The 25577-nt window shown below is 74.1% G+C and carries 28 protein-coding genes; 12 read left to right on the top strand and 16 right to left on the bottom strand.

Annotated features, from left to right (window positions below):
* Positions 1-59 precede the first annotated feature (59 nt).
* From ACN20G_RS24205 to lnt, 5 genes are all read left to right on the top strand, one after another.
* Positions 60-800, top strand: coding sequence for a TVP38/TMEM64 family protein (locus ACN20G_RS24205; protein ID WP_424214915.1), 741 nt, complete (start codon positions 60-62; stop codon positions 798-800).
* A gap of 149 nt (positions 801-949) precedes the next feature.
* Positions 950-1825 carry an undecaprenyl-diphosphate phosphatase gene (locus ACN20G_RS24200; protein WP_424214914.1) on the top strand — a complete coding sequence of 292 codons (876 nt, stop codon included), beginning with the start codon at positions 950-952 and terminating at the stop codon, positions 1823-1825.
* Positions 1826-2012: 187 nt separating this feature from the next.
* Complete coding sequence (locus ACN20G_RS24195; RefSeq protein ID WP_424214913.1) at positions 2013-2189, top strand: hypothetical protein; 177 nt, start codon at positions 2013-2015, stop codon at positions 2187-2189.
* Between the two features lie 57 nt (positions 2190-2246).
* A complete protein-coding gene (locus tag ACN20G_RS24190) occupies positions 2247-2732 on the top strand; it encodes a nuclear transport factor 2 family protein (protein ID WP_424214912.1) in 486 nt (161 codons plus the stop codon).
* Positions 2711-4300 carry an apolipoprotein N-acyltransferase gene (gene lnt, locus ACN20G_RS24185; protein WP_424214911.1) on the top strand — a complete coding sequence of 530 codons (1590 nt, stop codon included), beginning with the start codon at positions 2711-2713 and terminating at the stop codon, positions 4298-4300. Before ACN20G_RS24190 ends, lnt begins: the two co-directional genes overlap by 22 nt.
* On the opposite strand, the gene ACN20G_RS24180 is transcribed toward lnt, so the two are convergent.
* Complete coding sequence (locus ACN20G_RS24180; RefSeq protein WP_424214910.1) at positions 4221-5129, bottom strand: Gfo/Idh/MocA family protein; 909 nt, start codon at positions 5127-5129, stop codon at positions 4221-4223. The genes lnt and ACN20G_RS24180 overlap by 80 nt on opposite strands.
* Positions 5130-5399: 270 nt before the next feature.
* Here ACN20G_RS24180 and ACN20G_RS24175 point away from each other — a divergent pair, with 270 nt between their 5' ends.
* On the top strand, positions 5400-5891 hold the full coding sequence (locus tag ACN20G_RS24175; RefSeq protein ID WP_424214909.1) for a hypothetical protein: 492 nt from the start codon (positions 5400-5402) through the stop codon (positions 5889-5891).
* Positions 5892-5920: 29 nt separating this feature from the next.
* Here the strand turns inward: ACN20G_RS24175 and ACN20G_RS24170 are convergent, their stop codons facing one another.
* The 8 genes from ACN20G_RS24170 to ACN20G_RS24135 all read right to left on the bottom strand — a co-directional run bounded on the left by ACN20G_RS24170 (position 5921) and on the right by ACN20G_RS24135 (position 12849).
* Positions 5921-6523, bottom strand: coding sequence for a hypothetical protein (locus tag ACN20G_RS24170; RefSeq protein ID WP_424215658.1), 603 nt, complete (start codon positions 6521-6523; stop codon positions 5921-5923).
* Between the two features lie 96 nt (positions 6524-6619).
* The gene (gene ung / locus ACN20G_RS24165; RefSeq protein ID WP_424214908.1) at positions 6620-7297 is read right to left on the bottom strand and encodes a uracil-DNA glycosylase; all 678 of its coding nucleotides are present in this window, start codon (positions 7295-7297) and stop codon (positions 6620-6622) included.
* Between the two features lie 90 nt (positions 7298-7387).
* Positions 7388-8968 carry an ABC transporter substrate-binding protein gene (locus tag ACN20G_RS24160; RefSeq protein WP_424214907.1) on the bottom strand — a complete coding sequence of 527 codons (1581 nt, stop codon included), beginning with the start codon at positions 8966-8968 and terminating at the stop codon, positions 7388-7390.
* Between the two features lie 162 nt (positions 8969-9130).
* The gene (locus ACN20G_RS24155; protein ID WP_424214906.1) at positions 9131-9925 is read right to left on the bottom strand and encodes an SDR family oxidoreductase; all 795 of its coding nucleotides are present in this window, start codon (positions 9923-9925) and stop codon (positions 9131-9133) included.
* 72 nt (positions 9926-9997) lie between these two features.
* A complete protein-coding gene (gene fabG / locus ACN20G_RS24150) occupies positions 9998-10759 on the bottom strand; it encodes a 3-oxoacyl-ACP reductase FabG (RefSeq protein ID WP_424214905.1) in 762 nt (253 codons plus the stop codon).
* 135 nt (positions 10760-10894) lie between these two features.
* On the bottom strand, positions 10895-11281 hold the full coding sequence (locus tag ACN20G_RS24145; protein ID WP_424214904.1) for a DUF3037 domain-containing protein: 387 nt from the start codon (positions 11279-11281) through the stop codon (positions 10895-10897).
* A complete protein-coding gene (locus ACN20G_RS24140; protein ID WP_424214903.1) occupies positions 11278-12126 on the bottom strand; it encodes a HipA family kinase in 849 nt (282 codons plus the stop codon). The genes ACN20G_RS24145 and ACN20G_RS24140 overlap by 4 nt, the downstream gene beginning before the upstream one ends.
* Positions 12127-12174: 48 nt before the next feature.
* On the bottom strand, positions 12175-12849 hold the full coding sequence (locus ACN20G_RS24135; protein WP_424214902.1) for a cysteine hydrolase family protein: 675 nt from the start codon (positions 12847-12849) through the stop codon (positions 12175-12177).
* Between the two features lie 78 nt (positions 12850-12927).
* On the opposite strand from ACN20G_RS24135, the gene ACN20G_RS24130 reads away from it, so the two are divergent.
* On the top strand, positions 12928-13422 hold the full coding sequence (locus ACN20G_RS24130; RefSeq protein ID WP_424214901.1) for a pyridoxamine 5'-phosphate oxidase family protein: 495 nt from the start codon (positions 12928-12930) through the stop codon (positions 13420-13422).
* Positions 13423-13435: 13 nt separating this feature from the next.
* Here ACN20G_RS24130 and ACN20G_RS24125 read toward each other — a convergent pair whose 3' ends face one another.
* Positions 13436-14368 carry a LysR family transcriptional regulator gene (locus tag ACN20G_RS24125; protein WP_424214900.1) on the bottom strand — a complete coding sequence of 311 codons (933 nt, stop codon included), beginning with the start codon at positions 14366-14368 and terminating at the stop codon, positions 13436-13438.
* Positions 14369-14442: 74 nt separating this feature from the next.
* On the opposite strand from ACN20G_RS24125, the gene ACN20G_RS24120 reads away from it, so the two are divergent.
* On the top strand, positions 14443-15477 hold the full coding sequence (locus ACN20G_RS24120; RefSeq protein ID WP_424214899.1) for a DMT family transporter: 1035 nt from the start codon (positions 14443-14445) through the stop codon (positions 15475-15477).
* Between the two features lie 69 nt (positions 15478-15546).
* Here the strand turns inward: ACN20G_RS24120 and ACN20G_RS24115 are convergent, their stop codons facing one another.
* A complete protein-coding gene (locus ACN20G_RS24115; protein WP_424214898.1) occupies positions 15547-16875 on the bottom strand; it encodes an aminotransferase class I/II-fold pyridoxal phosphate-dependent enzyme in 1329 nt (442 codons plus the stop codon).
* 37 nt (positions 16876-16912) lie between these two features.
* Between ACN20G_RS24115 and ACN20G_RS24110 the strand changes: the two genes are divergently transcribed.
* Positions 16913-17602: a pyridoxamine 5'-phosphate oxidase family protein gene (locus ACN20G_RS24110; protein WP_424214897.1), complete on the top strand. Its 690-nt coding sequence runs from the start codon at positions 16913-16915 to the stop codon at positions 17600-17602.
* A 14-nt stretch (positions 17603-17616) separates the two neighbouring features.
* Here ACN20G_RS24110 and ACN20G_RS24105 read toward each other — a convergent pair whose 3' ends face one another.
* Entirely contained in the window at positions 17617-18600 is a 984-nt protein-coding gene (locus ACN20G_RS24105) for a DMT family transporter (protein ID WP_424214896.1), read from the bottom strand.
* 250 nt (positions 18601-18850) lie between these two features.
* Entirely contained in the window at positions 18851-19837 is a 987-nt protein-coding gene (locus ACN20G_RS24100; protein ID WP_424214895.1) for an EamA family transporter, read from the bottom strand.
* Between the two features lie 172 nt (positions 19838-20009).
* Here ACN20G_RS24100 and ACN20G_RS24095 point away from each other — a divergent pair, with 172 nt between their 5' ends.
* Positions 20010-20438, top strand: coding sequence for a type II toxin-antitoxin system Rv0910 family toxin (locus ACN20G_RS24095; protein WP_424214894.1), 429 nt, complete (start codon positions 20010-20012; stop codon positions 20436-20438).
* 142 nt (positions 20439-20580) lie between these two features.
* Here ACN20G_RS24095 and ACN20G_RS24090 read toward each other — a convergent pair whose 3' ends face one another.
* Positions 20581-21201, bottom strand: a complete 621-nt coding sequence (locus ACN20G_RS24090; RefSeq protein ID WP_424214893.1) for a PadR family transcriptional regulator — start codon at positions 21199-21201, stop codon at positions 20581-20583.
* Positions 21202-21360: 159 nt separating this feature from the next.
* On the opposite strand from ACN20G_RS24090, the gene ACN20G_RS24085 reads away from it, so the two are divergent.
* The gene (locus ACN20G_RS24085) at positions 21361-21777 is read left to right on the top strand and encodes a hypothetical protein (protein ID WP_424214892.1); all 417 of its coding nucleotides are present in this window, start codon (positions 21361-21363) and stop codon (positions 21775-21777) included.
* Between the two features lie 43 nt (positions 21778-21820).
* The gene (locus tag ACN20G_RS24080; RefSeq protein ID WP_424214891.1) at positions 21821-22654 is read left to right on the top strand and encodes a PhzF family phenazine biosynthesis protein; all 834 of its coding nucleotides are present in this window, start codon (positions 21821-21823) and stop codon (positions 22652-22654) included.
* 24 nt (positions 22655-22678) lie between these two features.
* On the opposite strand, the gene ACN20G_RS24075 is transcribed toward ACN20G_RS24080, so the two are convergent.
* Together ACN20G_RS24075 and ACN20G_RS24070 are read right to left on the bottom strand one after the other, a co-directional pair.
* Entirely contained in the window at positions 22679-23422 is a 744-nt protein-coding gene (locus tag ACN20G_RS24075; RefSeq protein WP_424215657.1) for a CPBP family intramembrane glutamic endopeptidase, read from the bottom strand.
* 253 nt (positions 23423-23675) lie between these two features.
* Complete coding sequence (locus ACN20G_RS24070) at positions 23676-25199, bottom strand: glutamate-cysteine ligase family protein (protein ID WP_424214890.1); 1524 nt, start codon at positions 25197-25199, stop codon at positions 23676-23678.
* Between the last annotated feature and the right edge of the window lie 378 nt (positions 25200-25577).

Here is a 25577-nt window from a genome sequence, read left to right as displayed (position 1 = left end):
TTCCCGGCATGAGGCCCAGATTACGGCCGGAGGTCGCCCGTCGCGGTTACCCTTCCGGAATGCCCCTCCTCCTCTCGCCCTGGACGCGCCTGTCCCTGCTGCTCGTGATCCTCACGGCCGCGGGTGTGGGCGTGCTCCGCTACGAGCCCCAGCGGCTCTTGGCCGAGGGGTGGCCCGAGCACCTCCCGATCGCGGTCGGGGTGGTGCTGTTCGCGGGGGTCTACGGGTTGTGCACGGCCGCGTTCGTGCCGCGCCCGTTGTTGAACCTGGGGGCGGGGGTCGTCTTCGGCACCTGGTTCGGGTTGCTCGCGGCGGTCGCCGGCACGGTGCTCGGCGCGGGCATCGCGTTCGGTCTGGGCCGGTTGTTGGGGCAGGACGCGCTGCGTCCGTGGGTGCGCGGCAAGTGGTTGCGGCTGGCCGACGGGCAGCTCAGCGAACACGGGTTCCGGTCCGTGCTGGCCGTGCGGATCTTCCCCGGGGTGCCGTTCGCGGCGGCCAACTACTGCGCGTCGATCTCGCGCTGCGGGTGGGCGCCGTTCCTGGCGGCGACGGCCTTGGGCACGGTGCCGAACACGGCGGCGTACGTGGTGGCGGGGGCGACGGCGAGCACTCCGGGTTCGCCCGTGTTCCTGGCCGCGTTCGGGTTCATCGCCCTGTCGGCGGTGGGCGCGGGCGTGGTCGCCTGGCGCAAGCGGCACCGGATGACGGGGGCCGCGGAGGCGGCCCTCGCCCCGGTGGAGCGGCCGGTGCCGGTGGGCGCCGGTTCCTCGGCCGCGTCCGCGCGGCTTCCGGGCGCCTGAGCCCGGCCGCCGTACCGTCTTCCCCCTGACCCGCCCGACCCGTCCGACCCGCCGACCGCCGGCGTGCCCGTTTCCCGTACCCTTCCCCCGCTCCTCCCCTCCCCGATGTCTCGCACCACGCGACGATCACAAGGACGAACGCCTCCGCCATGAGCTGGTTCGAATCACTGATCCTCGGTCTCGTCCAGGGACTGACCGAGTTCCTGCCGATCTCCTCCAGCGCCCATTTGCGGCTGACGGCGGCGTTCGCGGGCTGGCACGACCCGGGCGCGGCCTTCACCGCGATCACCCAGATCGGCACCGAGGCCGCGGTGCTGATCTACTTCCGCAAGGACATCGCGCGGATCGTCTCCGCGTGGTTCCGGTCGCTGACGAACAAGGCGATGCGTTCCGATCACGACGCGCGGATGGGCTGGTTGGTGATCATCGGCTCGATTCCGATCGGCGTGCTGGGCGTGACCCTCAAGGACAGCATCGAGGGCCCGTTCCGCGACCTGCGGTTGACCGCGACCACCCTCATCGTGATGGGCGTCGTGCTGGGCGTGGCGGACCGGTTGGCGGCGCGGGACGAGATCGGCGGTCGGCACCGGGCGATCCGGGAGCGCAAGACGCTGCGGGAGTTGGGCGTCAAGGACGGTCTGATCTTCGGTCTGTGCCAGGCGATGGCGCTGGTGCCGGGCGTGTCCCGGTCGGGGGCGACGATCTCGGGCGGTCTGCTGATGGGCTACACCCGCGAGGCGGCGGCGCGGTACTCGTTCCTGCTGGCGATCCCGGCGGTGTTGGCCTCGGGGGTCTTCGAGTTGAAGGACGCCACCGAGGGTGGGCACGTGTCCTGGGGGCCGACGATCTTCGCCACGGTGATCGCGTTCTTCGTCGGATATGCCGTGATCGCGTGGTTCATGAAGTTCATCACCACGAAGAGCTTCATGCCCTTCGTGGTCTACCGGATCCTGCTGGGCATCGCCCTGTTCGTGCTGATCGGCATGGGCGTGCTGAGCCCGCACGCGGGCGAGTCGGCGGGCTGAGCACGGCCCCGCTCCCCGCTCCGAAAGGGCCCGACGGCGTTCCGCGCGATCCGCGCGGGACGCCGTCCGCGTGTTCGGTGGGCGACACGCCGCGTTCCCGGGAACGTTCCCGGCCGGTCGCGGCGTCGTTAGCCAGGCGGAGAGCCGGGCAGAAGAGGGCACGGCTCGGAAACGACGGGGGTGTCCCATGAGGCGCGTGGTGTTGGAGCGGTTCCCGGCGGGCAATCCGCACGGCAGTTGGCCAGCGGAGGAGTACGCGGCGCAGCGGTTGCGGGAGGGGGTGCCGGCGGAGGTGGTGATGGACCTGGAGTCCGACGCGTTCCTGGTGGTGGTGCGTCCCCGGGAGCGCAGCGCCGCCTCGTGACCGATCGGTGTCCGCACGCCCCTTTGTTCCGTGACGCGGGGACCGCACACTGACCGGATGACGCTGCGCGCGGATCTCGGGCTGTTGTGGGATCGGATCGCGATCGAGGATCTGATCACCGGGTACGCCGTCGCCGTGGACGACGGCGACTGGGAAGCCTACCGGGGGTTGTTCGCCCCCGGCGGGCGTGCGGACTACACCTCGGCGGGCGGGATCGCGGGGCCGGCGGCGGAGGTCGCGGAATGGCTGGCGGGCACGATGACCCTGTTCCCGGTGCGTCAGCACCTGATCGTCAACCGGCGGGTCCGGGCCCCCGAGGGATATCGCAGCGTGGGCGACCCGGCCTGGGCCGGCGCCGACTTCCTCAACCCGATGCGGCTCGTCGACCCGGCCGATCCGGTCCCGGCGGAGGGTTCGCCCGGGGTGCCGAACTTCTGCGCGGCGGGCCGGTACTCCTTCTCCCTGACGCGGGTGGCGGAGCCGCACGACTGGCGGTTCGCCGAGGTGGTGGTGCGGGAGAAGTGGAAGCACCTGGCCGGCTGAGCCGGCTGCCGGGCCCGGCCCGGGTGGCGCTCGCGGTCCCGGCCGGGGCGCTGCCGGTGTTCGCGTTCCCGGCCCCGGGGTTGTGGTGGTGGGCGTACGGGGCGCTGGTGCCGTGGTTGTGGTGGGCGCGCGGGTCCCGGGGAACGGGGCAGGCGGCCGCGGTGGGGTGGGCGGGCGGGTTCGGGTACGTGCTCGCCGTGCACCGGTGGCTGTGGCCGGACCTCGGGGTGTTCCTGCCGGTGCTGGCGCTGTTGTTGGGGGCGGCCTGGGTGCCCTTCGGGGTGGTGGCGCACCGGTTCGGGGGGCGGGCGGCGGGCCTGGTGGTGGTGCCGGCGGCGTGGTCGGTGGCCGAGTTGGCGCGGTCCTGGCAGGGCCTGGGCGGGCCGTGGGGGCTGTTGGGGGCCTCGCAGTGGCAGGTGTCCCCGGCCTTGCGGGTGGCGTCGGTGGGCGGGGTGTGGCTGGTGAGCGTGCTGGTGGTGGCGGTGAACTGCGCGCTGGTGTCCCTGCTGCTGTCCCCGTCGGCGCGGCGGACCGCGTGCTGCGCGCTGGCCGCGGTGGCGGCGGTGACGGGCGCGGCCTGGTGGTGGGCGCCCCGACCGGAGCCGGTGGGGGTGGTGCGGGTGGCGATGGTGCAGCCGGGGATCGTGACGGGCGGCTCGACGGCGGACGCGGCCGAGCGGCGGTTCGCGGCCTCGGAGCGACTCACGGCCTCCCTGGCCGGGCGGGCCGGGGGCGCGCCGGGGCTGGTGGTGTGGGGGGAGAGCTCGATGGGCTTCGACCCGGCCGCCCGGCCCGATCTGGTGGCCCGGCTGGCGGAGTTGTCACGGCGGGTGGGAGCGCCGCTGCTGGTGAACGTGGACGCGCGGGCGGCGGACGGCTCGGGGATCCGCAAGAGCGCGGTGCTGTTCGGTCCGGACGGCGAGGTCGGGCCCCGCTACGACAAGATGCGGCTGGTGCCCTTCGGGGAGTACGTGCCGGCGCGGTCGGTGCTGGGGTGGGCGACCTCGGTGGGCAAGGCGGCCGGGGAGAACCGGCGGCCCGGCACCGAGCCCCGGTGGCAGACCCTGCCGAGCGGGCCGGCGGCCGGGCTGCGGATCGGGCCCCTGGTCTGCTTCGAGTCGGCGTTCCCGGACATGACCCGGCACCTGGTGGCGGGCGGGGCCGCGCTGGTGGTGGTGGCCTCGTCCACCTCGGGGTTCCAGGAGAGCCCGGCCCCCGCGCAGCACGCCTCCCTGGGCGCGCTGCGGGCCGCCGAGTCCGGCCGCCCGGTGGTGCACGCGACGCTGACCGGGATCAGCGCCGCGTACGCGGCGGACGGGCGGCGGGTGGGCGCGGCGGTGGGGCTCTCCGAGCGGACGGTCGCGGTGCGGGAGCTGACCCTGACCCGGGGCGAGACCTGGTACGCGCGGATCGGTGACGTGGTGCCCCGGGCCTCGGCCGGCCTGCTGGCGCTGCTCGCGGGGGCGGCGGCGGGCAAGGTGTTCGGAGTCAGACGGGGAGTTGTTCCTCGATCGCGCGGACGATCCGTTCGCACAGTTCGTGGGTGGCCAGGGCGTCGCGGGCGCTGACGGGTTTGCCGGCGGCGACGTCCTCCAGGAACACGTCCACGACCTGTTCGATGCCGCGCTGGCGGGCCACCGGCTCCCAGTCGCCGCGTCGCCGCGTGGTGGGCTGGCCCCGGTGGTCGACGATCTCGGCGAGGTTGAACACCTGGCGCTTGGTGTCGGCCCCGGAGACCTCCAGGATCTCCTCGGTGGAGCCGGAGAGCCGGTTCATGACGCCGAGGGCGGTGAAGCCGGGGCCGGCCAGGGTGAGCACGAGGTGTTCGACGAGCCCGTTCGCGCCCCGGGCCCGCACGTCCACGTGGTCGGGGGTGCCGGGGAGGAGGAAGCGCAGGGTGTCCACGACGTGGATGAAGTCGTCGAGGACCAGGGTGCGGGGCTCCTCCGGCAGGCCGACGCGGTTCTTCTGGAGCAGGATCAGGTCGCGGGGGTGGTCGGCGCACTGGGCGTAGCCGGGGGCGTGGCGGCGGTTGAAGCCGACGGCCAGCGGCACGCCCCGGCGTTCGGCGAGTTCCACCAGGCGTTCGGACTCGTCGAGGTGGTAGGCGAGGGGCTTGTCCACGTAGGTGGGGACGCCCGCTTCGAGGAGGCGGGTGACGAGTTCGGGGTGGGCGGCGGTGGCGGCGTGCACGAACGCGGCGTCGAGCCCTTGGGCGAGGAGCGCGTCGAGGCCGGCGTGGCGGTGCGCGGCCGGGATCCGGTGGCGGTCGCCGACGAGGTCGAGGGTGGCCCGGGTGCGGGTGTGCAGGTGGGGTTCGACGCCGGGGCGGGCGGTGAGCACGGGCAGGTACGCCTTTCGGGCGATGTCCCCCAGTCCGATGATGCCGATTTTCACCGCAAAACCTCCATTGTGCGCCGCGTGTTCCCGCAGCCTAGCGAATCCGGGGGGTGATTCCCCCGAACGGCGGTCGCGCGGCCCGGCGCGGGCTCCGTTCCGCCCAGGGTCACGTCACCCGTGCGGGGTGAATATCGGCCGAGGATTTTCACAACGGGGCGCCGGCACAGCATTGTTGCGCGGGTGCACCCATCGCGAACTTCCCGAACCACCACGAAATTGCTGCTCACCGTGGCCTGTGCGGTGTCCGCCGTGTCCGGTTGCGTGAACGTGACCCCGCAGTCGGCCCGCCCGCAGTCCCTGCCCTCGGCGGGCAGCCTGTCCGAGACCCTGCCGGACGGGGGTGCGGCCCAGACCCCCGTGGTGATCGAGGCGCCGGCCCTCGCGGCGCTGCGGGCGGCGCCCGCGCGGGCGGCGGCATCGGCCTCGGCCTCCGCCGAGGCGGCGGCCCCGGCGGACCCGGCGGCCTCGGAGGGGCCGGCGGCGGACGGGGTGGAGGTGCCGGAGCCGGAGCCGGGCGAGGTCGGGCCGGCGGCGGGTCCGGACGGGGTCGTGATGCCTCCGGTGCCCGACATCCCCGAGCCCCGGGTGCCGGCGGCGGCCGGGGCGGGGGCGGAGGAGCAGGTGCGGGAGGTGCCGCGCGAGGTGATGGAGGAGTTGCCGGTGCGGCCCGCCGACGTGTGCGCGCTGGGCCGGCGGTCCGGGCACTGGGACGCGGACAGTCCGGAGGCCCGGATCTGCGCGGACGTGGAGGGCGGCTGAGGCACGGCCGGGGGTCGGTGCGGGCCGGCTCAGCCCCGGAAGGGGCCGGGGAAGGGTCCGGGGCGGGGGTGGGCGTCGGGTTCGGCGCCGGCGAGGCGGCGTTCGATGCGGGCCAGGGCGGCCCGGACCCCGCGTCCGTACCCGTCGTCGGCGAGGGCGGCGGCGCCCGCGACGGCGCGGGCCAGGTGCACGCGGGCCGCCTCGGGGCGGCGCAGGGTGATGTAGTCGTCGGCCAGGTGCAGGTGCAGGGCGGGGTAGAAGGCGCGCACGGCGCCGCCGGGCCCGTCGTGGCCGGGTTCCTCGGCGAGGGCGTCGGCGGCGTCGAGGGCGCGCAGGTCCCAGACGAGTTTGTCGGCGGACCGGTCCTGGGCGTCGGCCAGGTAGTGGGCCAGGGTGCAGCGGTGCAGGGCGCGGGCCGCGACCCGGGCGGCCCGTTCCCCTCCGGGGTCGGGGCCGCCGCCGGCCTCGGCCGCGGATTCCTCCTCGACCTCCGCCTCGATCGCGTCGAGGGCGTCCCAGAGGGCGCCGAGCCGGTTGCGGGCCTCTTCCCGGTCCCCGGCGTGCAGCAGGATGATGGCCTGGCCGATCCTCGTCATGACGGCGTCCTCGAACGCCTCCCGCTGCTCCGTCAACACGACCTCCGGCTCGTCCCCGCCGGTCCTGTCGGGACCGGTGGTCACGACGCTATCCGGCGGCGCCCGCAATGCCCCGAAGGCACGGTTCGTCGGTCAGCCCAGGTTGGGCACGCGCCAATCGATCGGCTCATGGCCCTGGGCCGCGACAGCCTCGTCGATCTGCGTGAACGGGCGGGAGCCGAAGAACTTCTTCGCCGAGAGCGGGGACGGGTGGGCGCCCTTGACGACCACGTGCCGCTCGGTGTCGATCAGGGGCAGCTTCTTCTGCGCGTAGGCGCCCCACAGCACGAAGACCACCGGGTCGGGGCGGTCGGAGACGGCGCGGATGACGGCGTCGGTGAACTTCTCCCAGCCCTTGTTCTTGTGGGAGTTGGCTTCGCCCTCGCGGACCGTGAGCACCGCGTTGAGGAGCAGGACGCCCTGGCGCGCCCACGGCATCAGGTAGCCGTTGTCGGGGATCTCGTGCCCGAGCTCCTCCTTCATCTCCTTGTAGATGTTGCGCAGGGAGGGCGGGGTCCGCACCCCGGGGCGCACGGAGAAGCACAGGCCGTGGCCCTGGCCGGCGCCGTGGTAGGGGTCCTGGCCGAGCACGAGGACCTTGACCCGGTCGAAGGGGGTGGCGTCCAGGGCGGCGAAGACCTCGTCCCGGGGCGGGTAGACGGGGCCTTCGGCGCGTTCCTTCTCGACGAACTCGATCAGTTCGGCGAAGTAGGGCTTCTCCAGTTCCTCGGCCAGGACGGGCAGCCAGGACTCGGGCAGCTTCTCGGACACGTCGACAACCTCCGACAACACGGGCGAACGGGCAACAGGTCGTCAACCTACCCGCCCGCACCGACAACGCCGCCGCCGGGCGGTCGGCCCCTACCAGCTCTCCTTGCGGTAGAGCTCCCACATCTGCATCGCGGTCTGCGGGTCCAGGGCGCGCTCGCCGCCGCCGATGTCCTCGCGGGAGGCCACGTAGAGCTTGCCCTGCCACAGCGGCAGCAGGCGGGCGTCCTTGGCGATGATCTGCTGGGCCTTGTCCATCTCGTCGCCGACGGTGGCGCGGTCGCTCTGCCGGCGGGACTTGGGCAGCAGCACGTCGGTGATCTCGGGGACCAGGTAGGGCGTGCCGAGCTGGTTCTTGGCGCCGACGAAGGGGGCGATGAAGTTCTCGGGGTCCGGGAAGTCGGGGAACCAGCCGCGGCCGAAGACGGCGTACTCGCCCTTGCTGTACGCCTCGTGGAACTCGGTCCAGGGCTTGCCCTCGATCGTGATCCGGAACAGCCCGCCGGCCTCCAGCTGCCGCTTGAGCTCCTCGAACTCCAGGCGGGTGGAGTCGCCGTAGCGGTCGGTGGTGTACCAGAAGGTCAGGGGCACCGGGGTGGTGATGTTGTCCTTGGCGAGGATCTGCCGGGCCTTCTCCAGGCTGGCGTGGCCGTACACGTCGTAGAACGGGGTGCGGTGGCCGACGATGCCCTTGGGGACCATGGAGAAGAGCGGCTCGGCGGTGCCCTTGTACACCTTGGCCACGAGGTTGCCGCGGTCCACGAGCTGGGCGATGGCCTGGCGGACGGCGGGCTTGGCCGTGACCGGATCCTTGCCGCTGAAGACGAGGTAGCGGATGTCGGCGTTGAACGCCTCGACGGTCTGGATGCCGTCCTTGACGGAGGCCGGGCTCTGGAGGTCCTTGACCTGCGGCGAGGTCAGACCGCGGTAGGTGACGTCGATCTCCTTGGCCTTGAGGGCCTTGACCATCTTCTCCGAGCTCGCGAAGTAGCGGATGGTGACCTTGGCGTTCTTGCGGTCCTTCGCGAAGCCGTTGTAGCCCTCGTTGCGGGCGAGGACCGACTCCTTGTCCTTCTGGTAGGACTCCAGGGTGTACGGGCCCGAGCCGGTGACCTTGCCGTCCGTGCGCAGCGCCGACGCCGGGTACAGCTTCGGGGGCACGAGGGAGGCGGCCGGGGAGCCGAGCACGAAGGGGAAGGTGGCGTCGGCGGCCGTCAGGTGGAAGACCACGGTGCGGGCGTCGGGGGCCTCGACCTTGTCCAGGTTGGCGAAGAGGCCCGAGGGGCCGGTGTTGCTGTTGATGGCGCGGATGCGGTCGAAGGAGTGCTTGACGGCGGCGGCGTCGAGGGGTTCGCCGTCGGAGAACTCCAGGCCCTTGCGCAGCACGCAGCGGAAGGACTGGTTGCCGGAGTCGGTGAACTTGCAGGACTCGGCGGCGTCCGGTTGTGGGGTGACGGCGCCGGACGGGAAGGCGAGGAGGGTCTGGAAGACGTTCCGGTACAGCTCCCAGGAGCCGTCGTAGGCGGCGGCCGGGTCGAGGGTGCTCGGGGCGCTGGTGGTGCCGACGACGATCGGTTTGTCGTCCTCGCCCCCGGATATCAATCCGCAGCCCGCGAGCAGGGATATCGACGCGAGGACCGCACTGGATTGCAGGCTTCTGGTCCGGTTGAACACGTGCACTCTCCTCGATCTGCCACGGGTGCGGCAGACCATACCGCAGCGCCCCGGAAAGCCAATGAGCAGGTTCCCCGAGGCACTTGACCGGTTCCGTGCGTATTCGGACCACAATTGACCGGCAATACCGACCGACGCGGACCGAATGTGTTCGATTATCGGTCAGCCGACTCCGGCATTGAGAAAAATTCCTCCGTCGACGACCAGCGTCTGCCCCGTGATCCATTCCGCTTGGGACGAGGAGAGAAAGGCCGCGGCCCCTCCGATGTCCGCCGGGACCCCGAGCCGGCCCAGCGGGTACGCGGCCGCCGCCTCCGCCTCCCGGCCCTCGTACAGGGCCTGCGCGAACCGCGTCTTGACCACGGCGGGCGCGATCGCGTTCACCCGGACCTTGGGGGCCATCTCGTGGGCGAGCTGGAGGGTCAGGTTGATCATCGCGGCCTTGCTCATGCCGTAGGCCCCGATGAACGGCGAGGCCGAGACCCCGGCGATGGAGGCGATGTTCACGATCGAGCCGCCGTGCTCCGCCTGCCACGCGTGCCAGACCCGCTGGGCGAAGCCCAGGGCCGAGATCACGTTCGTCTCGTAGACCTTGCGGACCACCGCGAGGTCGAGGTCGGCGAGCGGGGCGAACACCGGATTGGTGCCGGCGTTGTTGACCAGGGTGTCGATCCGCCCGAAGGTCTCCATCGTCCGTTCCACCGCGAGCGCCTGGTGGGCCTCGTCGTGCGCCTTGCCCGGCACCGCGATCGCCCGGTCCGCGCCGAGCCGTTCCACCGCCTCCTTCAGCGCCTCCTCCCCGCGCCCGGTGAGGCACACCCGGTCCCCGCGGGCCACCAGGGCCTCCGCGATCCCGTAGCCGATGCCCCGGCTGGCGCCGGTGATCAGCGCCACCCGCCCGCTGTCCGGCCGCGCTCCCGCGACCCCGTCCGCCGTCGTGCCGTCCGTCGTGCCCACAGCCCTCTCCCGTCCTCTCGTCACGTCACGTCTCGTCGCGCCCGTCGCGGCCCGTCCGTCCGGGCCGGCGGGTCAGTCGAGCGGCCCGCCCGCCACGTACAGCACCTGGCCGGAGACGAACCCGGCCGCGTCGGAGGCGAAGAACGCGATCGCGTTGGCCACGTCGGCGGGCTCGCCCACCCGGCGCACCGGGATCTGGCTCGCGGCGGCCGTCTTGAAGTCCTCGAAGCCCATGCCCACCCGGTCGGCGGTGGCGGCCGTCATGTCGGTGGCGATGAACCCGGGCGCGACGGCGTTCGCGGTGATGCCGAACTTGCCCAGTTCGATGGCGAGGGTCTTGGTGAAGCCCTGCAACCCGGCCTTGGCCGCCGAGTAGTTGGCCTGACCCCGGTTGCCGAGGGCCGAGCTGCTGGAGAGGTTCACGATCCGGCCGAAGCCGGCGGCCACCATGCCGCCCTGGCAGGCCCGGGACATCAGGAACGCGCCGCGCAGGTGCACGTTCATCACCGTGTCCCAGTCACCCTCGCTCATCTTGAACAGGAGGTTGTCGCGGAGCACGCCGGCGTTGTTGACGAGCACGGTCGGCGCGCCCAGCTCCGCCGTCACCCGCTCCACCGCCGTCGCCGCGGCCGTCGCGTCCGACACGTCGCAGCCCACGGCCAGGGCCGTGCCGCCGGCCGCCGTGATCGTGGCCACCGTGTCCTTGCAGGCCGTCTCGTCGAGGTCGAGCACGGCGACGGCGCGCCCCTCGGCGGCCAGTCGGACGGCGGTGGCGGCCCCGATGCCCCGGGCCGCCCCGGTCACGAGGGCGACGCGCTGTTCGGTGGTGGACATGTGGTTCTCCTCGCCTGTCACGTCACCCGCGGGTGAGCAACCGCTTAGTAGCTTCGGTCGAGGAGACGCTAGGAGCCCCGGCATCCGGTGTCAACGGTCACCGGTCGCCGGGGCTCCCCCGCGTGTCCCGCACGCTCAGCGCACGAGCAGCTCCAGCAGCCGCGCGGGCTCCGCCTCGGGGTCGGCGGTCAACCCCGTGTGCACCGGCCCGGGTTGCACGACGGTGCTGCGCGGGGCGATCAGCCAGCGGAAGCGCCGTCCCGCGTCGTCCCCCGCCGCCTGCCCGGCCCGTTCGCCGCCCGAGCAGACCCCCTCGATCCCGCGCAGCGCGGCCCGCACCCCGACCACGTCGGCGGCCGGGTCCAGGGCCAGCAGCTTGGCCTCGTCCAGGTGGGTCACGGCCGAGACGAAGGACTTCGCCCGGCAGTACACGACCACGCCCGCGTTGAAGCACTCACCGCGCTCGACCCGGGGCACCACGCGCACCAGCGCGTACTCGAACACAACACGATCGTGGTTCACGGGGTTTCGCTCTTCTTCTTGGTGGGGTGCGGCCACTCGGTGAGGTGGTCGGTGAGCCAGCCGGGCGGGCCGGTCGGGGCCTTGGCCGGGGCCGCGTCCAGCGAGATCCGCTCGTGGATGCTCGCGGCCCGGGGCAGCAGCGCCTCCACGTAGGCGCGGCGCAGCGCGTCCGGGGAGTCGAAGCCGGGCTCGTCGAGCAGCCACTCCTCGGGCACCAGGGCCACGACCTCGGTCAGCAGTTCCTCGGTGACCAGCGGCGCCAGCTCGGCGGCGGCCGCCGCCAGGTCCGGGTCGAAGGGGGCCAGCACGTGGTCGGAGGCGTTGTACGGCTTGGCGGCGGCCGTCTTCGCGGTGGGCCAGTTGTGGTGCCAGATCATGGTGGCCCCGTGGTCGATCAGCCACGGCCGGCCGTGCCAGACCAGCATGTTCGGGTTGCGCCAGGAGCGGTCCACGTTGTTGATCAGCGCGTCGAACCACACGACCCGCCCCGCCTCCAGCGGATCCACCCGATAGGCCAGCGGATCAAAGCCGAGGGAGCCCGGCAGGTAGTCCATCCCCAGGTTCAGGCCGCCGCTGGCCTTCAGCAGCTCCTGGACCTCCTGGTCCGGCTCCCCCAACCCGATCACGGGGTCCACCCACACCCGCACCAGCTCGGGCACCCGCAGGCCCAGCCGGCGGCCCAGCTCCCCGCAGACGACCTCGGCGACCAGGGTCTTGCGCCCCTGGCCGGCCCCGGTGAACTTCACGACGTATGTGCCCAGGTCGTCGGCCTCGACGATCCCGGGGAGCGAGCCGCCCTCACGCAGGGGCGTGACGTAGCGGGTCGCGATGACTTCGGACAACATCCGCCCAGGTTACGACGTGCGCCGGGCCCCGCGACGACGGCCGGGCGGTCAGCGGCCGGCGCCCCAGCGGCGCAGCAGGGCCTCGGTGCTGGTGATCGTGGCCACCAGCGACAGCGAGTTGCGGATCACTTCGGGGGTGTAGGCGGCGGGCACCCCCGCGATCGCGTCGGCGGGCACCACCACGGTGTAGCCGAGGTTCACGGCGTCGAAGACGGTGTTCGGGATGGCCACGTTGGCCGACACCCCGGTCACCACGAGCACCCGGCAGCCCAGATTGCGCAGCAGCGGGTCGAGGTCGGTGCCGGCCATCGGCGAGAGCCCGTGCAGCCGCCGCACCACCAGGTCCTCCTCCGCCGTCTCGATCGGCGCGGCGATCCGCACGGCGGAGCTGCCCGCGTGCTGCTGCACCGGCAGCCGGGCGGCGGCCCGGAACAGCCGCGCGTTCGCGTTCGCCCCGCGCCCGTCGGGCCGCCGCTCGGCGACCGCGTGCACGATCTGCACCCCGGCCGCGCGCCCCACCCCGACCAGGGCCGCGACCCGCTTGAGCATCCCGGAGGTGCGGGCCTGCGCGGCCAGTTCGGGCAGCGCGCTCTCCTCCCCCACCACACCGTTCTGACACTCCACGGTGAGCAGCACCGTGCCCGCGGCCCCGACCGGGCCGAGGACCGCGTCGAGGGCGGCGGCCTCCTTCGCGGCGACCGCGTCCGCTTCGCTTCCGCTCATGGTTCCCCCTCTGGCGCACCGACCGACGAGCGCCCATGATTCCTGACACACAGTCAGATGTGAAGGGTGGTACGGGACATGGACAAGGGCCAGCGGCGGGGGCGACGGATCATGATGACCGAGGAGGAGGTGGACGCGTTCCTCGCCGAGCAGCGCACCTGCCGGGTCGCCACCGTCTCCCCCGACGGCCGCCCGCACGTCGGGGCCCTGTGGTTCGTCTGGGACGGCACCTCGCTGTGGCTGTACTCCATCACCCGCAGCCGCCGCTGGGCCGACCTGCGCGCCGACCCCCGGATCTCGGTGGTCGTGGACGCGGGCGAGGGCTACGACGAACTGCGCGGGGTGGAGCTGTCGGGGCGGGTGGAATTCGTCGGGGAGGCCCCGCGCACGGGCGAGCCGCACCCCGGACTGGAGGCGGTGGAGGCCCTGTTCCCGGTGAAGAACTTCGGCATCGAGCAGATGCCGCACGACGGCCGGCACGCCTGGATGCGGCTGACCCCCGAGTCGATCGTCTCCTGGGACTTCCGCAAGCTCGCCGCCCCGACCGCCAGCACCCCGACCACCGCCGGCTGACGGCCGCGCGGGCTCAGCCCCCGCCGAACTCTCCGTGGTGGCCCGCCGTGTGCCGGCCGCCGGCCTCCCGCAGCGCGGCCACGGCCGCCCGCACCGAGGGCCGGCGGCCCGCGTCGGCCCGCCACAGCACGTACACGTGCCGGTGCACCGACCCCACCAGCGGCAGCAGCCGCACCCCGGGCGGGGTCTGCCCGCGCCCGAGCCGGGGGGTGACGCACACGCCGAGCCCGGCGGCCACGAAGGCGAGCTGCGTGTGGTGCTCCTCGGCGATGTGCGTGATCCGGGGCTCCACGCCGAGGGCGCGGGCGGTGTCCACCAGCCACTCGTGGCAGAACTGGCCCTCGTTCCACGAGATCCACTCGTCCTCGGCGAGGTCGGCGAAGTCGACCTCGGCCCGGTCGGCGAGCCGGTGCCCCTCGGGGACCACGATGTCCACGCCGTCGTCGAGCAGCGGGGCCCGGTCGAGCTCGCCGGGCACCGGCATCCGCTTGTTGTACCAGTCGATGCAGATCGCGAGGTCCAGGAAGCCGCGCACCAGCATCTGGATCGCCTCGGCCGGCTCCACCTCGCGCACCCGGACCCGCAGGTCGGGGTGGTCCTCGCGGAGGATGCCGAGGGTCTCGGGGAGCAGCCCGCGCATCGCGGTGGGGAACGCGCCGATGCGCAGTTCGCCGACGGCCCGGCCCCGGTGCGCCTCCACGTCGGCCTGGGCCAGCTCCACCTGGGAGATGATCCGGGCCGCGTGATCGGCCAGCAGCCGGCCGGCGTCGGTCAGGCGCACGCCCCGGCCGCGCCGGGTGATCAGGGGCTGGCCCACCTCGCGCTCCAGCTTCGCCATGGCCTGGGAGACGGCCGAGGTGGTGACATGCAGCCCGTCGGCGGCGGCGGTCACCGAACCGTGCCGGGCGAGGGCGTCGAGGGTGCGCAGGCGCTCCAGGTTCAACATGTAAGCGATGCTACGGGAATCCTTGGAGCAATTCTCGCTTGTACTAAGAGGTTGTATTGCGGAGAGTTGGCTCCATGAGCGCACCAGCCCCCGAACGCCCCGCCGCCCCGACCCTCGCCCCCACCACCACCCCGACTCCGATCTCCGTGAAGCCGAACGCCACCCCCGCCGCGCCGGCCCCGCCCGGTCGGCTGCGGACCCTGGCCGCCGACTGGCGGGCCCGGTTCGCCTTCCTCGCCGTGGTCTGGGGCTTCAGCTTCCTCTTCATCAAGCTGGGCACCGAGGGCTACGCCCCCTTCCAGGTGGCCCTGGGCCGGGTGTTCTTCGGGGCGCTCACCCTGCTGACCGTGCTGGCGGTGCGTCGGGAGCGGCTGCCGCGCTCGGCCCGGGTCTGGGCGCACCTGACGGTGGCCTCGATCTTCCTCAACACGGTGCCCTTCGCCCTGTTCGCCTACGCCGAGCTGCGGATCCCGTCCACGCTGGCGGGCATCTGCAACGCGACCTCGCCGCTGTGGGGCATGGTGCTGTCGATGGTGGCGCTCTCGGAGGACCGGCCGACCCGGCGCCGGGTCGCGGGGCTCGGGCTGGGCTTCCTCGGGGTGCTGATCGTGCTGGGCGCGTGGCAGGGCTTCGCCGGGGTGGACCCGCTGGGCACCGCGCTCGCCCTGCTGGCCTCGATCTGCTACCCGATCGGCTGGATCTGGGTGCGTCGGACGCTGGCGGACACCGGGCACTCGCCCGTGTCGCTGACAGCCGGACAGCTGCTGTCGGCCACGGCGCAGCTCCTCGTGGTGAGCCTGCTGTTCACGGAGGCGCCGGCCGGGATCCCGCTGTGGCCGACCCTCTCGGTGATCGCGCTCGGTTCGCTGGGCACGGGGGTGGCGATGCTGATGCAGTACGGGCTGGTGAACGAGGTGGGGCCGACCACGGCGCAGATGGTCACCTATTTCATCCCGGTGATCGCGGTGGCCGCGGGGGTGCTGGTGCTCGGCGAGCACCTGACGTGGAACACGCCGGTGGGCGCGGCCGTGGTCCTGGCGGGCGCCTTCCTGACCCAGTCCCGGCCCACCGGGCCGCGGCCCGCCGCCCGACCGGCGCGCACGGGCTGAACGGCGGGCGCACGGGTGCGGCCCCGGTCCCACGCGGACCGGGGCCGCACCCGTGTGCGGCGCGCGCCCTCAGACCGTGCGGGCCCCGGATCCGGGTCGCAGGGCGGCGGCGACGGCGTCGGCGAGGGCCGGGACCTCCTCGGGGCCGAGGGCCGCGTGGGTGATGCGGACGGCGGGCGGGGATGCGAGCCGGAAGCGGGCGCCGGGGGCGACGCCCCAGCCGGCGAGGAGCAGGCGGGTGACGGCGGCGGTCTCGTCGGGCACCGGTACCCACACGTTGAGTCCGCTGCGGCCCTGAGCTCGGACCCCGCGGGCGGCGAGGGCGTCGAGGAGGGCGGTGCGGCGCTCGTCGTACACCCGGGCGACCTTGGGGCCGACGGCCCCGCTCCGCCAGAGTTCGACGACGGCGTCCTGGAGGAGCCGGCTGACCCAGCCGGGGCCCAGGCGCTGCCGGCCGCGCACCAGGTCCAGGGTGGCGGGGTCGCCGGTGAGCACGGCCAGGCGCAGGTCGGGGCCGTGGGCCTTGGCGGTGGAGCGGATCAGCGCCCAGTGCCGGCCGGCGCCGCCGAGGGGGTTCAGGGGCTCGGCGACGAATCCGTCGCCGTGGTCGTCCTCGACGAGCAGCACCTCGGGGTGGGCGGCGAGCAGGGCGCGCAGTTCGGCGGCGCGGGCGGCGGAGACCCGGGCGCCGGTGGGGTTCTGGGCGCGGGCGGTGACGACCAGGGCGCGGGCGCCGGCGGCGAGGGCGCGCGCGACGTCCTCGGCGAGCGGCCCGTCGTCGTCGAGGCCGACGGGGATCGCGGTGAGGCCGAGGGCCGGCAGCAGGTCCAGGACGGAGCCCCAGCCGGGGTCCTCGACGGCGACCGCGTCCCCGGGCCGCAGGTGGGCGGTGAGGACCCGTTCGATGGCGTCGAGGGCGCCGGAGGTGACGGCGAGGGGGCCGTGGGGGACGCCGTCGGCGGCGAGGCGGGCGCGGGCGAGTTCGGCGAGTTCGGGGGCGACGGGTTCGGAGCCGTAGAGGGTGGGGCTCTCGGCGTACCGGCGGCCGGCGGCGGCGAGGGCGGGGCGGAGGTCGGGGAGCAGGGCGGGGTCGGGGTTGCCCCGGGAGAGATCGCGGGCGCCGGCGGGGACCTCGATGCGGAGTTGGTCGCGGGGGGTGGTGACGGGGCGGGCGCGGATCCGGCTGCCGCGCCGGCCGTCGGTCTCGATGACCCCGCGTTCGCGCAGGGTGCGGTAGGCGGCGGCGACGGTGTTGGGGTTGACGCCGAGTTCGCCCGCGAGGTCGCGCATGGCGGGCAGCCGGGCGCCGGGGGTGAGGGAGCCGGTCGCGACGGCCCGTTCGACGTCGGCGGCGATCTCGGCTGCGCGCCGCCCGGTGATCCGATATTCTGCTGGCACAAACCTTATTATGCACTAGTGCATTGGAGTTCGCCTCATGAGCCCCTCTCCGGTCGACGGGTACGAGCCGACCGAGCTCACGATCCCGACCCGCTCCCGCGAACGGGCCTCCTACGACCGCGCCGGGGTGCACGCGATACTCGACGAGGGCTGGCTGTGCCACCTCGGCTTCGTGCGCGACGGCGCCCCGGTGGTCCTGCCGACCCTGTACGCCCGGGTCGGCGAGGCCCTCTACCTCCACGGTTCCACGGGCTCCCGTCCGCTGCGCGGCGCCAAGGCGGCCGGCGGGCCGGGGCTGCCGGTCTGCGTGACCGTGACCCACGTGGACGGGCTGGTGCTGGCCAAGTCCGCGTTCCACCACTCGATCAACTACCGCTCCGTGGTGGTGCACGGCACGGCGCACGACGTGACCGACCCGGAGGAGCGACGGATCGCCCTCGACGCGCTCGTGGACCAGGTGGTCCCGGGCCGGTCGGCCGACAGTCGGCCGGCCGACCGCAAGGAGCACGCGGCCACCGCCGTGATCCGGGTGGACCTCGAACAGGTCTCGGCGAAGTCCCGGACGGGCGGCCCCAACGACGAGGAGGGGGACGCCGGGTTGCCGCACTGGAGCGGCGTGGTCCCGGTCCGCACCGCCTACGGCGTCCCGGTCCCGGGCCCGTGGACCGACGCGGGGGCGGCGCTGCCCGAGTACCTCGTCACGGGCCCGCGCGCCGCCACCCCCTGAGCCGGCCGGGCGGCTCAGCGCGCCCCGGTCGCCCCGCGCGCCTCCTGCGCGATCAGCGCGAGCACGGCCGCCGACAGCAGCGCCGTCCCGCCGAGCACCGGCGCCGTCAGCCGTTCGCCGAAGAAGGCGACGGCGAGCAGGGCGGCGCACACCGGCTCGATCAGCATGATCACGGAGACGGTGGCGGCCCGGACCCGCGCGGCCCCCGCGAAGTACAGGGCGTAGGCCAGGGCGGTGGGCACGGAGGCCAGGTAGAGCGCGGGGCCCCACACCCGGGGGTCGGCGAGCAGCGCGGCCTGCGGCAGTACCCCGGTCGGGGTCTCGGCGAGGGCGGCGGGCAGCAGACAGACCGCGCCCACGGCCACCGACCACACGGTGGCCCGCAGCGGGTCCACGGCCCGTCCGCGCCGGCCCAGCGCCCGGGTGCGCAGGGTCATCGCCGCGTAGCCGGCGGCGGACAGCAGGGCCCAGCCGATGCCCACCGGCCGGACCTCGGCGGCCCCGCCGCCCAGCACCAGGACGGCGAGCCCCAGCAGCGCCGCGCCCACCGAGCCGGCGCCGCCCCGGCCGAGGCGTTCCCCGGTCCACAGGCGGGAGCCGAGCGCGATCAGCACCGGCCCGGCGCCGAGGGTGACCACCGTGCCCACGGCGAGGCCGGTCTCGCGGACGGCCGCGAAGTAGGCGACCTGGAAGAGGGTGAACATCAGCCCGGTTCCGATCATCCAGCGGGCCCCGGGACCGGCGACGGCCGGTCGGGTGCGGGCGCGCCGGCGGGCCAGGGCCAGCACCGGCAGCAGCACGAGCAGGCCGCCGGCGCACCGCCAGAAGGTCAGGGCCACCGGGCCGAGTCCGCTGGAGGCGAAGAGCAGCGCGGCGGCGCCGCCGGCGGTGCCCCAGGCGACGGCCGAGGCCACGAGCGCGAGCAGGGCGCGGCCGACGGGTCCGGCCGGGGCGGCGGCCCCGGGCGTGACGGGGGAAGGGGAGGACAACGAGGTCATGACGTGACTCCGAGCGCGTGTGCGCGGCCGCGCGGCGCGCCCCGTTCGCGAGGGGGGGCGGCGCGCCGGCCGGGCGGGAAGACGGGAAGAGGTTCGTCTCCACGCGGGCAGCACGCGCCGGCCCGGGGGCGTTCACCCCCCGGGCGGCGGTCGATCGGCTCGGTTTCCCGGCCCGGCGGCCCGCGTCAGCGGGCGGCGGGAGGCGGGAGCACGGCGGTGTTCGGCATGGCGGGCACTCTACGGCACGGGGTCAGACCCGGTCGCGGGGCGGGGTGGGGTCGGCCACGGTGACGGCGACCCCGGGCGGGGTGGAGCCGGCGACGGGGTCGGGCGCGGCGGGTCGGGAGGACTGGGCGATCAGGGCGCCGCCGAGGACGAGCAGCCCGCCGAGCATTTGCGGGGGTTCGAGGTGTTCGCCGAGCAGGATCCAGGCGAACACGGTGGCCACGACGGCCTCCAGGCAGGCCACCACGCCGGCGACCTGCGGGGAGAGTCGGCGCACCGAGATCACCCCGGTGACGTAGGCGAGCACGGTGGCCACCAGCACCACCCAGGCGAGCAGGGTCCAGGCGGGCAGTTCGGTGCCCGCGAACTCGGCGCTGCCGCCGAGCACGGCCCAGTCGAGGTTCCAGGGCCGGGCCACGAAGGTCATGGCGAGGGTGCCGATCAGCATCCCGTAGGCGATCACGCCGAGCGGGTCGGGGGCCTCGCCCCGGTCGCTGCCCTGGTCGGAGAAGACGAAGTAGAACGCCTGGCAGCAGGCGGCGGCCAGGCCGAGGAGGACGCCGATCGGGTCGAGGGTGAGCCCGGACCAGATCTGCACGACGCAGGCCAGTCCGGCCACGGCCACGGCCGCGCCGCCGGCGGCGGCCCGGGTGACGGGTTTGCGCTGCACGAAGCGGATGTACCCCAGGAGCAGGGCGGGGCCGAGGTATTCGAGGAGCAGGGCCACGCCCACCGGGATCCGGGACAGGGAGGCGAAGTAGAACGCCTGCACCCCGGCGACGGCGACGAGGCCGAAGCCGAGCAGCAGCCCGGGTCGGCGCAGCGGCAGGTCGCGGTGGCGCCAGGCCAGCGGGGCGAGGACGAGGGCGGCGCCGGCCACCCGCAGCCAGACCATGTGGAGGGGGTCGATCCCCGCGGTGATGAGCGGCTTGGCGGCGACTCCCGAGCCGCCGAACGCGCAGGCCGAGAGCAGGGCGAGGCCCAGTCCGGCGTTCTTCCCTGAGACGTGCATCGGGCCATCATGGCAGCCGCCGTCAGGACCGTCACGGGGGTGACGCCTGTTGAGACGGCGGGGGCCCTCGGGGCGGCCCGCCCGGGATATCTGACTGGTCGTCAGTCTTGTGTGTTCCACTCCCCCGCACTACGTTCCGGCGCACCGAGTCCGAGGAAGAAGGGGTGGCCCCATGGCCGAAGTGACCGCCGAATCCCGCATCGAGGCTCCCGCCGAGCGGATCTGGACCCAGCTGACGGACTGGGACGCGTACGGGCAGTGGAGCATGACCCACACCGACTTCCCCAAGGGCGGCCCGGCGGATCTCGCGGTCGGGGCCACGTTCCCGGAGAACATGAAGATGATGGGCTTCCCCGCCGAGGTCACCTGGACCGTGGCGGAACTGGAGCCCGCCCGGGTGCTGGCCATCTCGGGCAAGGGCCCGATGGGCGTGCTCATCAGCACCCGCTACACCCTGGTCCCGGACGGCGGGGCGACCACGGTCCGCATCGACGGCGAGTTCACGGGCGCGGCGGTGGCCCTGATGGCGGGCAAGCTGAAGGACTCGGCGGGCGCCGCGCTGAACGAGTCCCTGCGCCGACTGGCCGGCCTGGTCGCCTGAGACCCCGGCGCCGCTCCCGGGCACGCGAAAGGCGCCCGCACCGCCCCGGTCGGGGGTGGTGCGGGCGCCTTCGTCGCGTCCGGGAGCGGGCGACGGACGACGGGGCCTCGGGCCCGGGGTCCCGTCGTCGCCCGCGTGCGGGTCAGTGCTCGTCGGCGAGGATCAGGTAGAGCTTCTTGCGGGCCTCGTTGATCACCGCGACGGCCTTCTGCCGCTGCTCGGGGGTGCCGCTGCGGAACACCTGCCCGAATGCCTCCATCAGGCCGGCTCCGGCCTGGCGGACCTCGTGCATCGCCTCGCGGTCGAAGCCGCGCGCGGCCTCGTCCCAGGGGGCGTCGGGGCCGGCCTCGGCCTCGGCGCGACCGGCCTCGGTGAGCGCGAACAGCTTCTTGCCACCCTCGCTCTGGCCGGCGATCAGCCCCTCGTCCTCCAGCATCTGGAGGGTGGGGTAGACCGAGCCGGGGCTGGGCTTCCAGGCCCCGCCGCTGCGCTCGCCGATCTCGCGGATCATCTCGTAGCCGTGCATCGGGCGGTCGGTCAGGAGGGCCAGGATCGAGGCCCTGACGTCCCCGCGGCCGGCGCGACCGCGCGGGCCGCCCCGTCCGCCGCGTCCCCCGAAGGGTCCGCCGCCGAAGGGAGGGCCGAAGGGGCCGAAGGCGGCCCGTCGTCCCTCGAACTCCCCCGGACCCCGGCGGTCCGGCCCGCAGTGCCCGTGACCCCGACCGTGCTCGTGCCGCTCGTGTTCGTGTCCGTGTGAACGCATGACTGCGCTCCTTTCCTGAAGAAATGGGTCTGGTTCGAAAACTCGCTCCGACCGTCACCGATCGGTTGCGATGCCTCAACGATATATCGGAAACACGCTTACGACAACCCTGTGCGAAACCGCTGGTCAGCCGGGTGCGGGCCGTGGTGGACTGGCCGCGTGCCCCGCAAGGAGAAGAAGTCCCGCCCGCTGACCGCCCACGGCCGCGTGTACCGGTGGCGGATCCGCCACGCGCACACCCGGGACGCCGAGGGCCGGGCCGCCGACTGCCGCCAGATCCTCACCCTCACCCCGAGCCCGGCCGGCTCCGGCGGCCCGCTGCGCCTGGTCTTCGCCGCCGGCCCCGACCGGTACGTCCCCGGCGGCGCCCCCTTCGGCTCCGGGGACGTGGGCCTCGTCGCGGGACCCGGCCTGAACCTCCACGAACCCGGCGCCGTCCGAGCCCTCCTGGACGCGGCCCTCACCGCGGGTTGGCACCCCACCGACCGCGGCCCGACGGAACTCGACGCTTGGCCCCTCCTGGAGGCCGCACTCCGGCCGAAGCAGACCCCGATCGGGGTCGCCTCGCCCCCCTGAGCCACGCCCCCCTCACGGCCGCCGAGCGAGGTAACGTCGGCGCGTGCGCCTGCGGATCGTCGACACCTTCGCCGAACGGCCCTTCCACGGAAACCCCGCCGGGGTCCTCCTGCTGGAGTCGGGCTTCCCCGCCGACGACTGGCTGCGCGCCGTCGCCGCCGAGGTCAACCACGCCGAGACCGCCTTCGCCCACCCCCTTCCCCCGGGCTCCGGCGCGGACTGGGCGCTGCGCTGGTTCACGCCGACCACCGAGGTCGACCTGTGCGGGCACGCCACCCTCGCCACCGCGCACGTCCTGGCCCGTGCCGGCCGCCTCGCCCCGGACGGCACGGCCCGTTTCCGCACCCGCGCCGGGATCCTCACCGCCGCCGTCGCCGCCGACGGCCTGGTCACCCTCTCCTTGCCCGCTTGCGCCACCACCGCGGTGCCCGTGCCCGACGGGCTCCGCGAGGCCCTCGGCGGCGCGCCCGTGCTCTCCGTCCACGCCACCGACCCGCACGTGGGCGACCTGATCGTGGAACTGCCCGACGAGGCGGCCGTGCGCGCCGTCGTGCCCGACCTCACCGCGCTGCGCGCCTGGCACCCCGGCGTGATGGTGACCGCCCCGGCCGAGGACCCGGCCCGGGGCTGGGACTTCGCCTCCCGTAGCTTCGCCCCGGCCGTCGGCATCGACGAGGACCCCGTCACGGGCGGCGCGCACACCGCCCTGGCCGCGTTCTGGTCCCCGCGCCTGGGCGGCCGGCGCGAGTTGGTCGGCCGGCAGGGCGGCGCCCGCACGGGGCTGGTCCGGGTGCGGCTCGACGGCCCCCGCACCCTCGTCGCGGGACACGCCGTGACGGTCCTCGACGCCGAACTGCGGGCCGCTCCCCCCGCCTGACTCCCCGGCAGGGCGCCCGCGCCCTCAGGGCGCCGTCGGCAGCCAGCTCACGTGCCCGGCCAGCAGCGCGTACCCGCCGAAGGCCACGATGTCGAGGAGGGCGTGCGCCACGACCAGCGGCCCCACCCGCCCCCACTTGCGGTACAGCAGCACGAACACCGCGCCCATCACCGCGTTGCCCACGAACCCGCCGATGCCCTGGTACAGGTGGTAGGAGCCGCGCAGCAGGGAACTGCCCAGCAGCACCGCCACCGGCGACCAGCGCAGCCCGTCCAGCCGCCGCACCAGGTAGCCCAGCACGATGACCTCCTCGACCACCGAGTTCTGCACGGCGGACAGCAGCAGCACCGGGAACTTCCACCACACCCCCGGCAGCGCCTCCGGCACCACCGTCAGGTTCAGCCCGAAGGCCCGGGTGCCGAGGTAGAACGCGAGCCCCGCGCTGCCGATGCCCGCCGCCACCAGCAGCCCGCGCCCGAGGTCGAACCCGGGCCGGGTCCGGTCGAAGCCCAGCACCCGCAGCCCGGGCGCGCCCTCACGGGTGAGCAGGTGGGCCACGAGCAGCACGGGCACCAGCGCGGAGGCGATCCCGAAGAGCTGCCAGGACAGGTCGAGCCAGGGCCGGCCGGGGGCGGCGGACCCGTTGAGGGTGGCCGCCTGGTCGGCCAGCCCGCCGGGTTTGGTGAGCGAGCCGACGAAACTGATCAGCGAGGAGACCCCGCTGGCGCCCAGCGACAGGCCGAGCACGAGCAGGGTCTCGTCGCGCAGCGTGCGGCGCCGCCGGCCCTCGTCGAGACCGAGGCCGAGCGGATCGAGCGGCCCCGCCGACCCGCCCCCGCCCGCCGGCCCGCCGCCCGCTCCGGCCGACCCGCCCGCTCCGCCGTTCCCGCCCGCTCCCGCCGCCACCGGCCCGTCCACCCGCACGTTCGCTCCCGTCCCACGGCCCACTCCTTGACCGGACCATGGTGCCGGGTGGACCTGTGGATCGGGCACGGCGCGCCCCGGCCCCGGGGCGGGCCGCTCAGCGCCCGGCCGCCGCCCCCGCCCCCGCGAGCCCGACCGGCCAGGTGTGCACGGGCTCGCCCCGGTGGGACAGCTCCGTGTACCGACGGGTGGTCGCGACGAGCGCGGCCCGCCGGTCCAGTCCGTCCGCCAGCGCCCGGTGGTAGGTCTCCACCTGCCAGGAGGCCCCGTTGACCCGGCGCAGACAGCGCTCCTCGATGATCCCGAGGTAGTGGTCGCGGTCGGCCGGGTCGATGCCCCAGGCGTCGAGCCCGGCGGCGGCCATCGGCAGCAGCTCGTCCAGGACCAGCCGCACCGCCGGCACCGCCGCGAGCCCGCCCGAGCGGCCCCGGCGCGGCCACCGCAGCCGGGCCTCGATGCCGTACCGGCAGGCGGCGTCGAAATTCGCCTCGGCCTCGGCGAACGGCAGCCGTCCCCACACCGGGCGCGGCTCGTCGGCCAGGGTGCGCACGAGACCGTAGTAGAAGGCCGCGTTGGCCACCACGTCGGCGACGGTCGGGCCGGCCGGCAGCACCCGGTTCTCGACCCGCAGGTGCGGGACCCCGTCCACGACCCCGTACACGGGCCGGTTCCACCGGTAGACGGTCCCGTTGTGCAGCACGAGTTCGCGCAGCGCGGGCACCCCGCCCGCGTCGAGCACCCGCAGCGGCTCCTCCTCGTCGCAGATGGGCAGCAGGGCGGGGAAGTAGCGCACGTTCTCGGCGAACAGCTCGCGCGCCGAGTCCACCCAGCGCTCCCCGAACCAGGTCCGGGGCCGGACCCCCTGGGCCTGGAGCTCCGGCGGGCGGGTGTCGGTGGCCTGTTGGAACAGCGGCGGCCGGGACTCCCGCCACAGCTCCCGCCCGAAGAGGAACGGGGAGTTGGCGCCGACGGCTATCTGCACGGCGGCGGCGGCCTGGGCCGCGTTCCACACGTCGGCGAACCGGCCCGGGGTGACCTGCAGGTGCAGTTGCACGGAGGTGCACGCGGCCTCGGGCACGATCGAGCCCGAGGTGCACTCCAGGCGTTCGACCCCGTCGATGTCGAGGGTGAAGTCCTCCCCCCGCATCGACAGGATCTGGTCGTTGAGCAGCGCGTACCGGTCCACGGCGGACAGGTTCGCGGGCACGAGGTCCTCGCTCGCCAACGTCGGCAGGATCCCGATCATGACCACGCCGGCGTCGATCTCGGCGGCCTGTCGGTGCGCGTATCCGATACCGGTGCCGATCTCCTCGGCGAGTCGGTCGAAAACCCTGCCGTCGAGACGGTGCGGGAGTATGTTGACCTCCAGGTTGAACATTCCGAGTTCGGTCTGGAAATCGGAGCTCGCAATACGCTCCAGCACCTCCGCATTCAGCATTCTCGGCAGTCCGTCCGCACCCGCGAGATTCAACTCGATCTCCAGCCCCATCATGTTCTTGGGCCGATCGAACCTCTTCTCCGCCAGCAGTCGCTCCAGCCCCTCCAGACACTCGTGGAGCTTGCGCCGATACCGCTGCCGATCGGACAGGTCGAATCCGCCTGCCACGACCTTCTCCCCCATCGAGGCGTCCCTCCTCGGATGCTCCCCTGCTGACCCGGGGCGCGCGTCACGGTCGATGATGCCCCGCCCCGGTGATCCCTAACGCCCGATCGGGGCCCCGGGCCACCGGCGCGCGCCGGTTTGGCCGAGACGGCGCGTCGGCACATTCATCCGGCATGTGGCAAGACGCAATTCCCGCCCGGATGTGCCCGCTTCGGAATTCGGCCCCTTTCCAGCGATCGACACGTCCGGTAACCTCCGAGGTCAGGGCGTGACTTCCGCACGCACCGGGCATGAAATCCACGTCAGCGGGTACGGTGAACGGCTGGTTCGCAATGGCCGGGACAGCCCCCGGAAACACCGCGTGAACACATGTCGTATAAACTCCGCACCACGAGG

The organism is Streptomyces dryopteridis, assembly GCF_049606955.1.
Taxonomy (GTDB): domain Bacteria; phylum Actinomycetota; class Actinomycetes; order Streptomycetales; family Streptomycetaceae; genus Streptomyces.
This window is presented reverse-complemented; position numbering and strand designations above follow the sequence as displayed.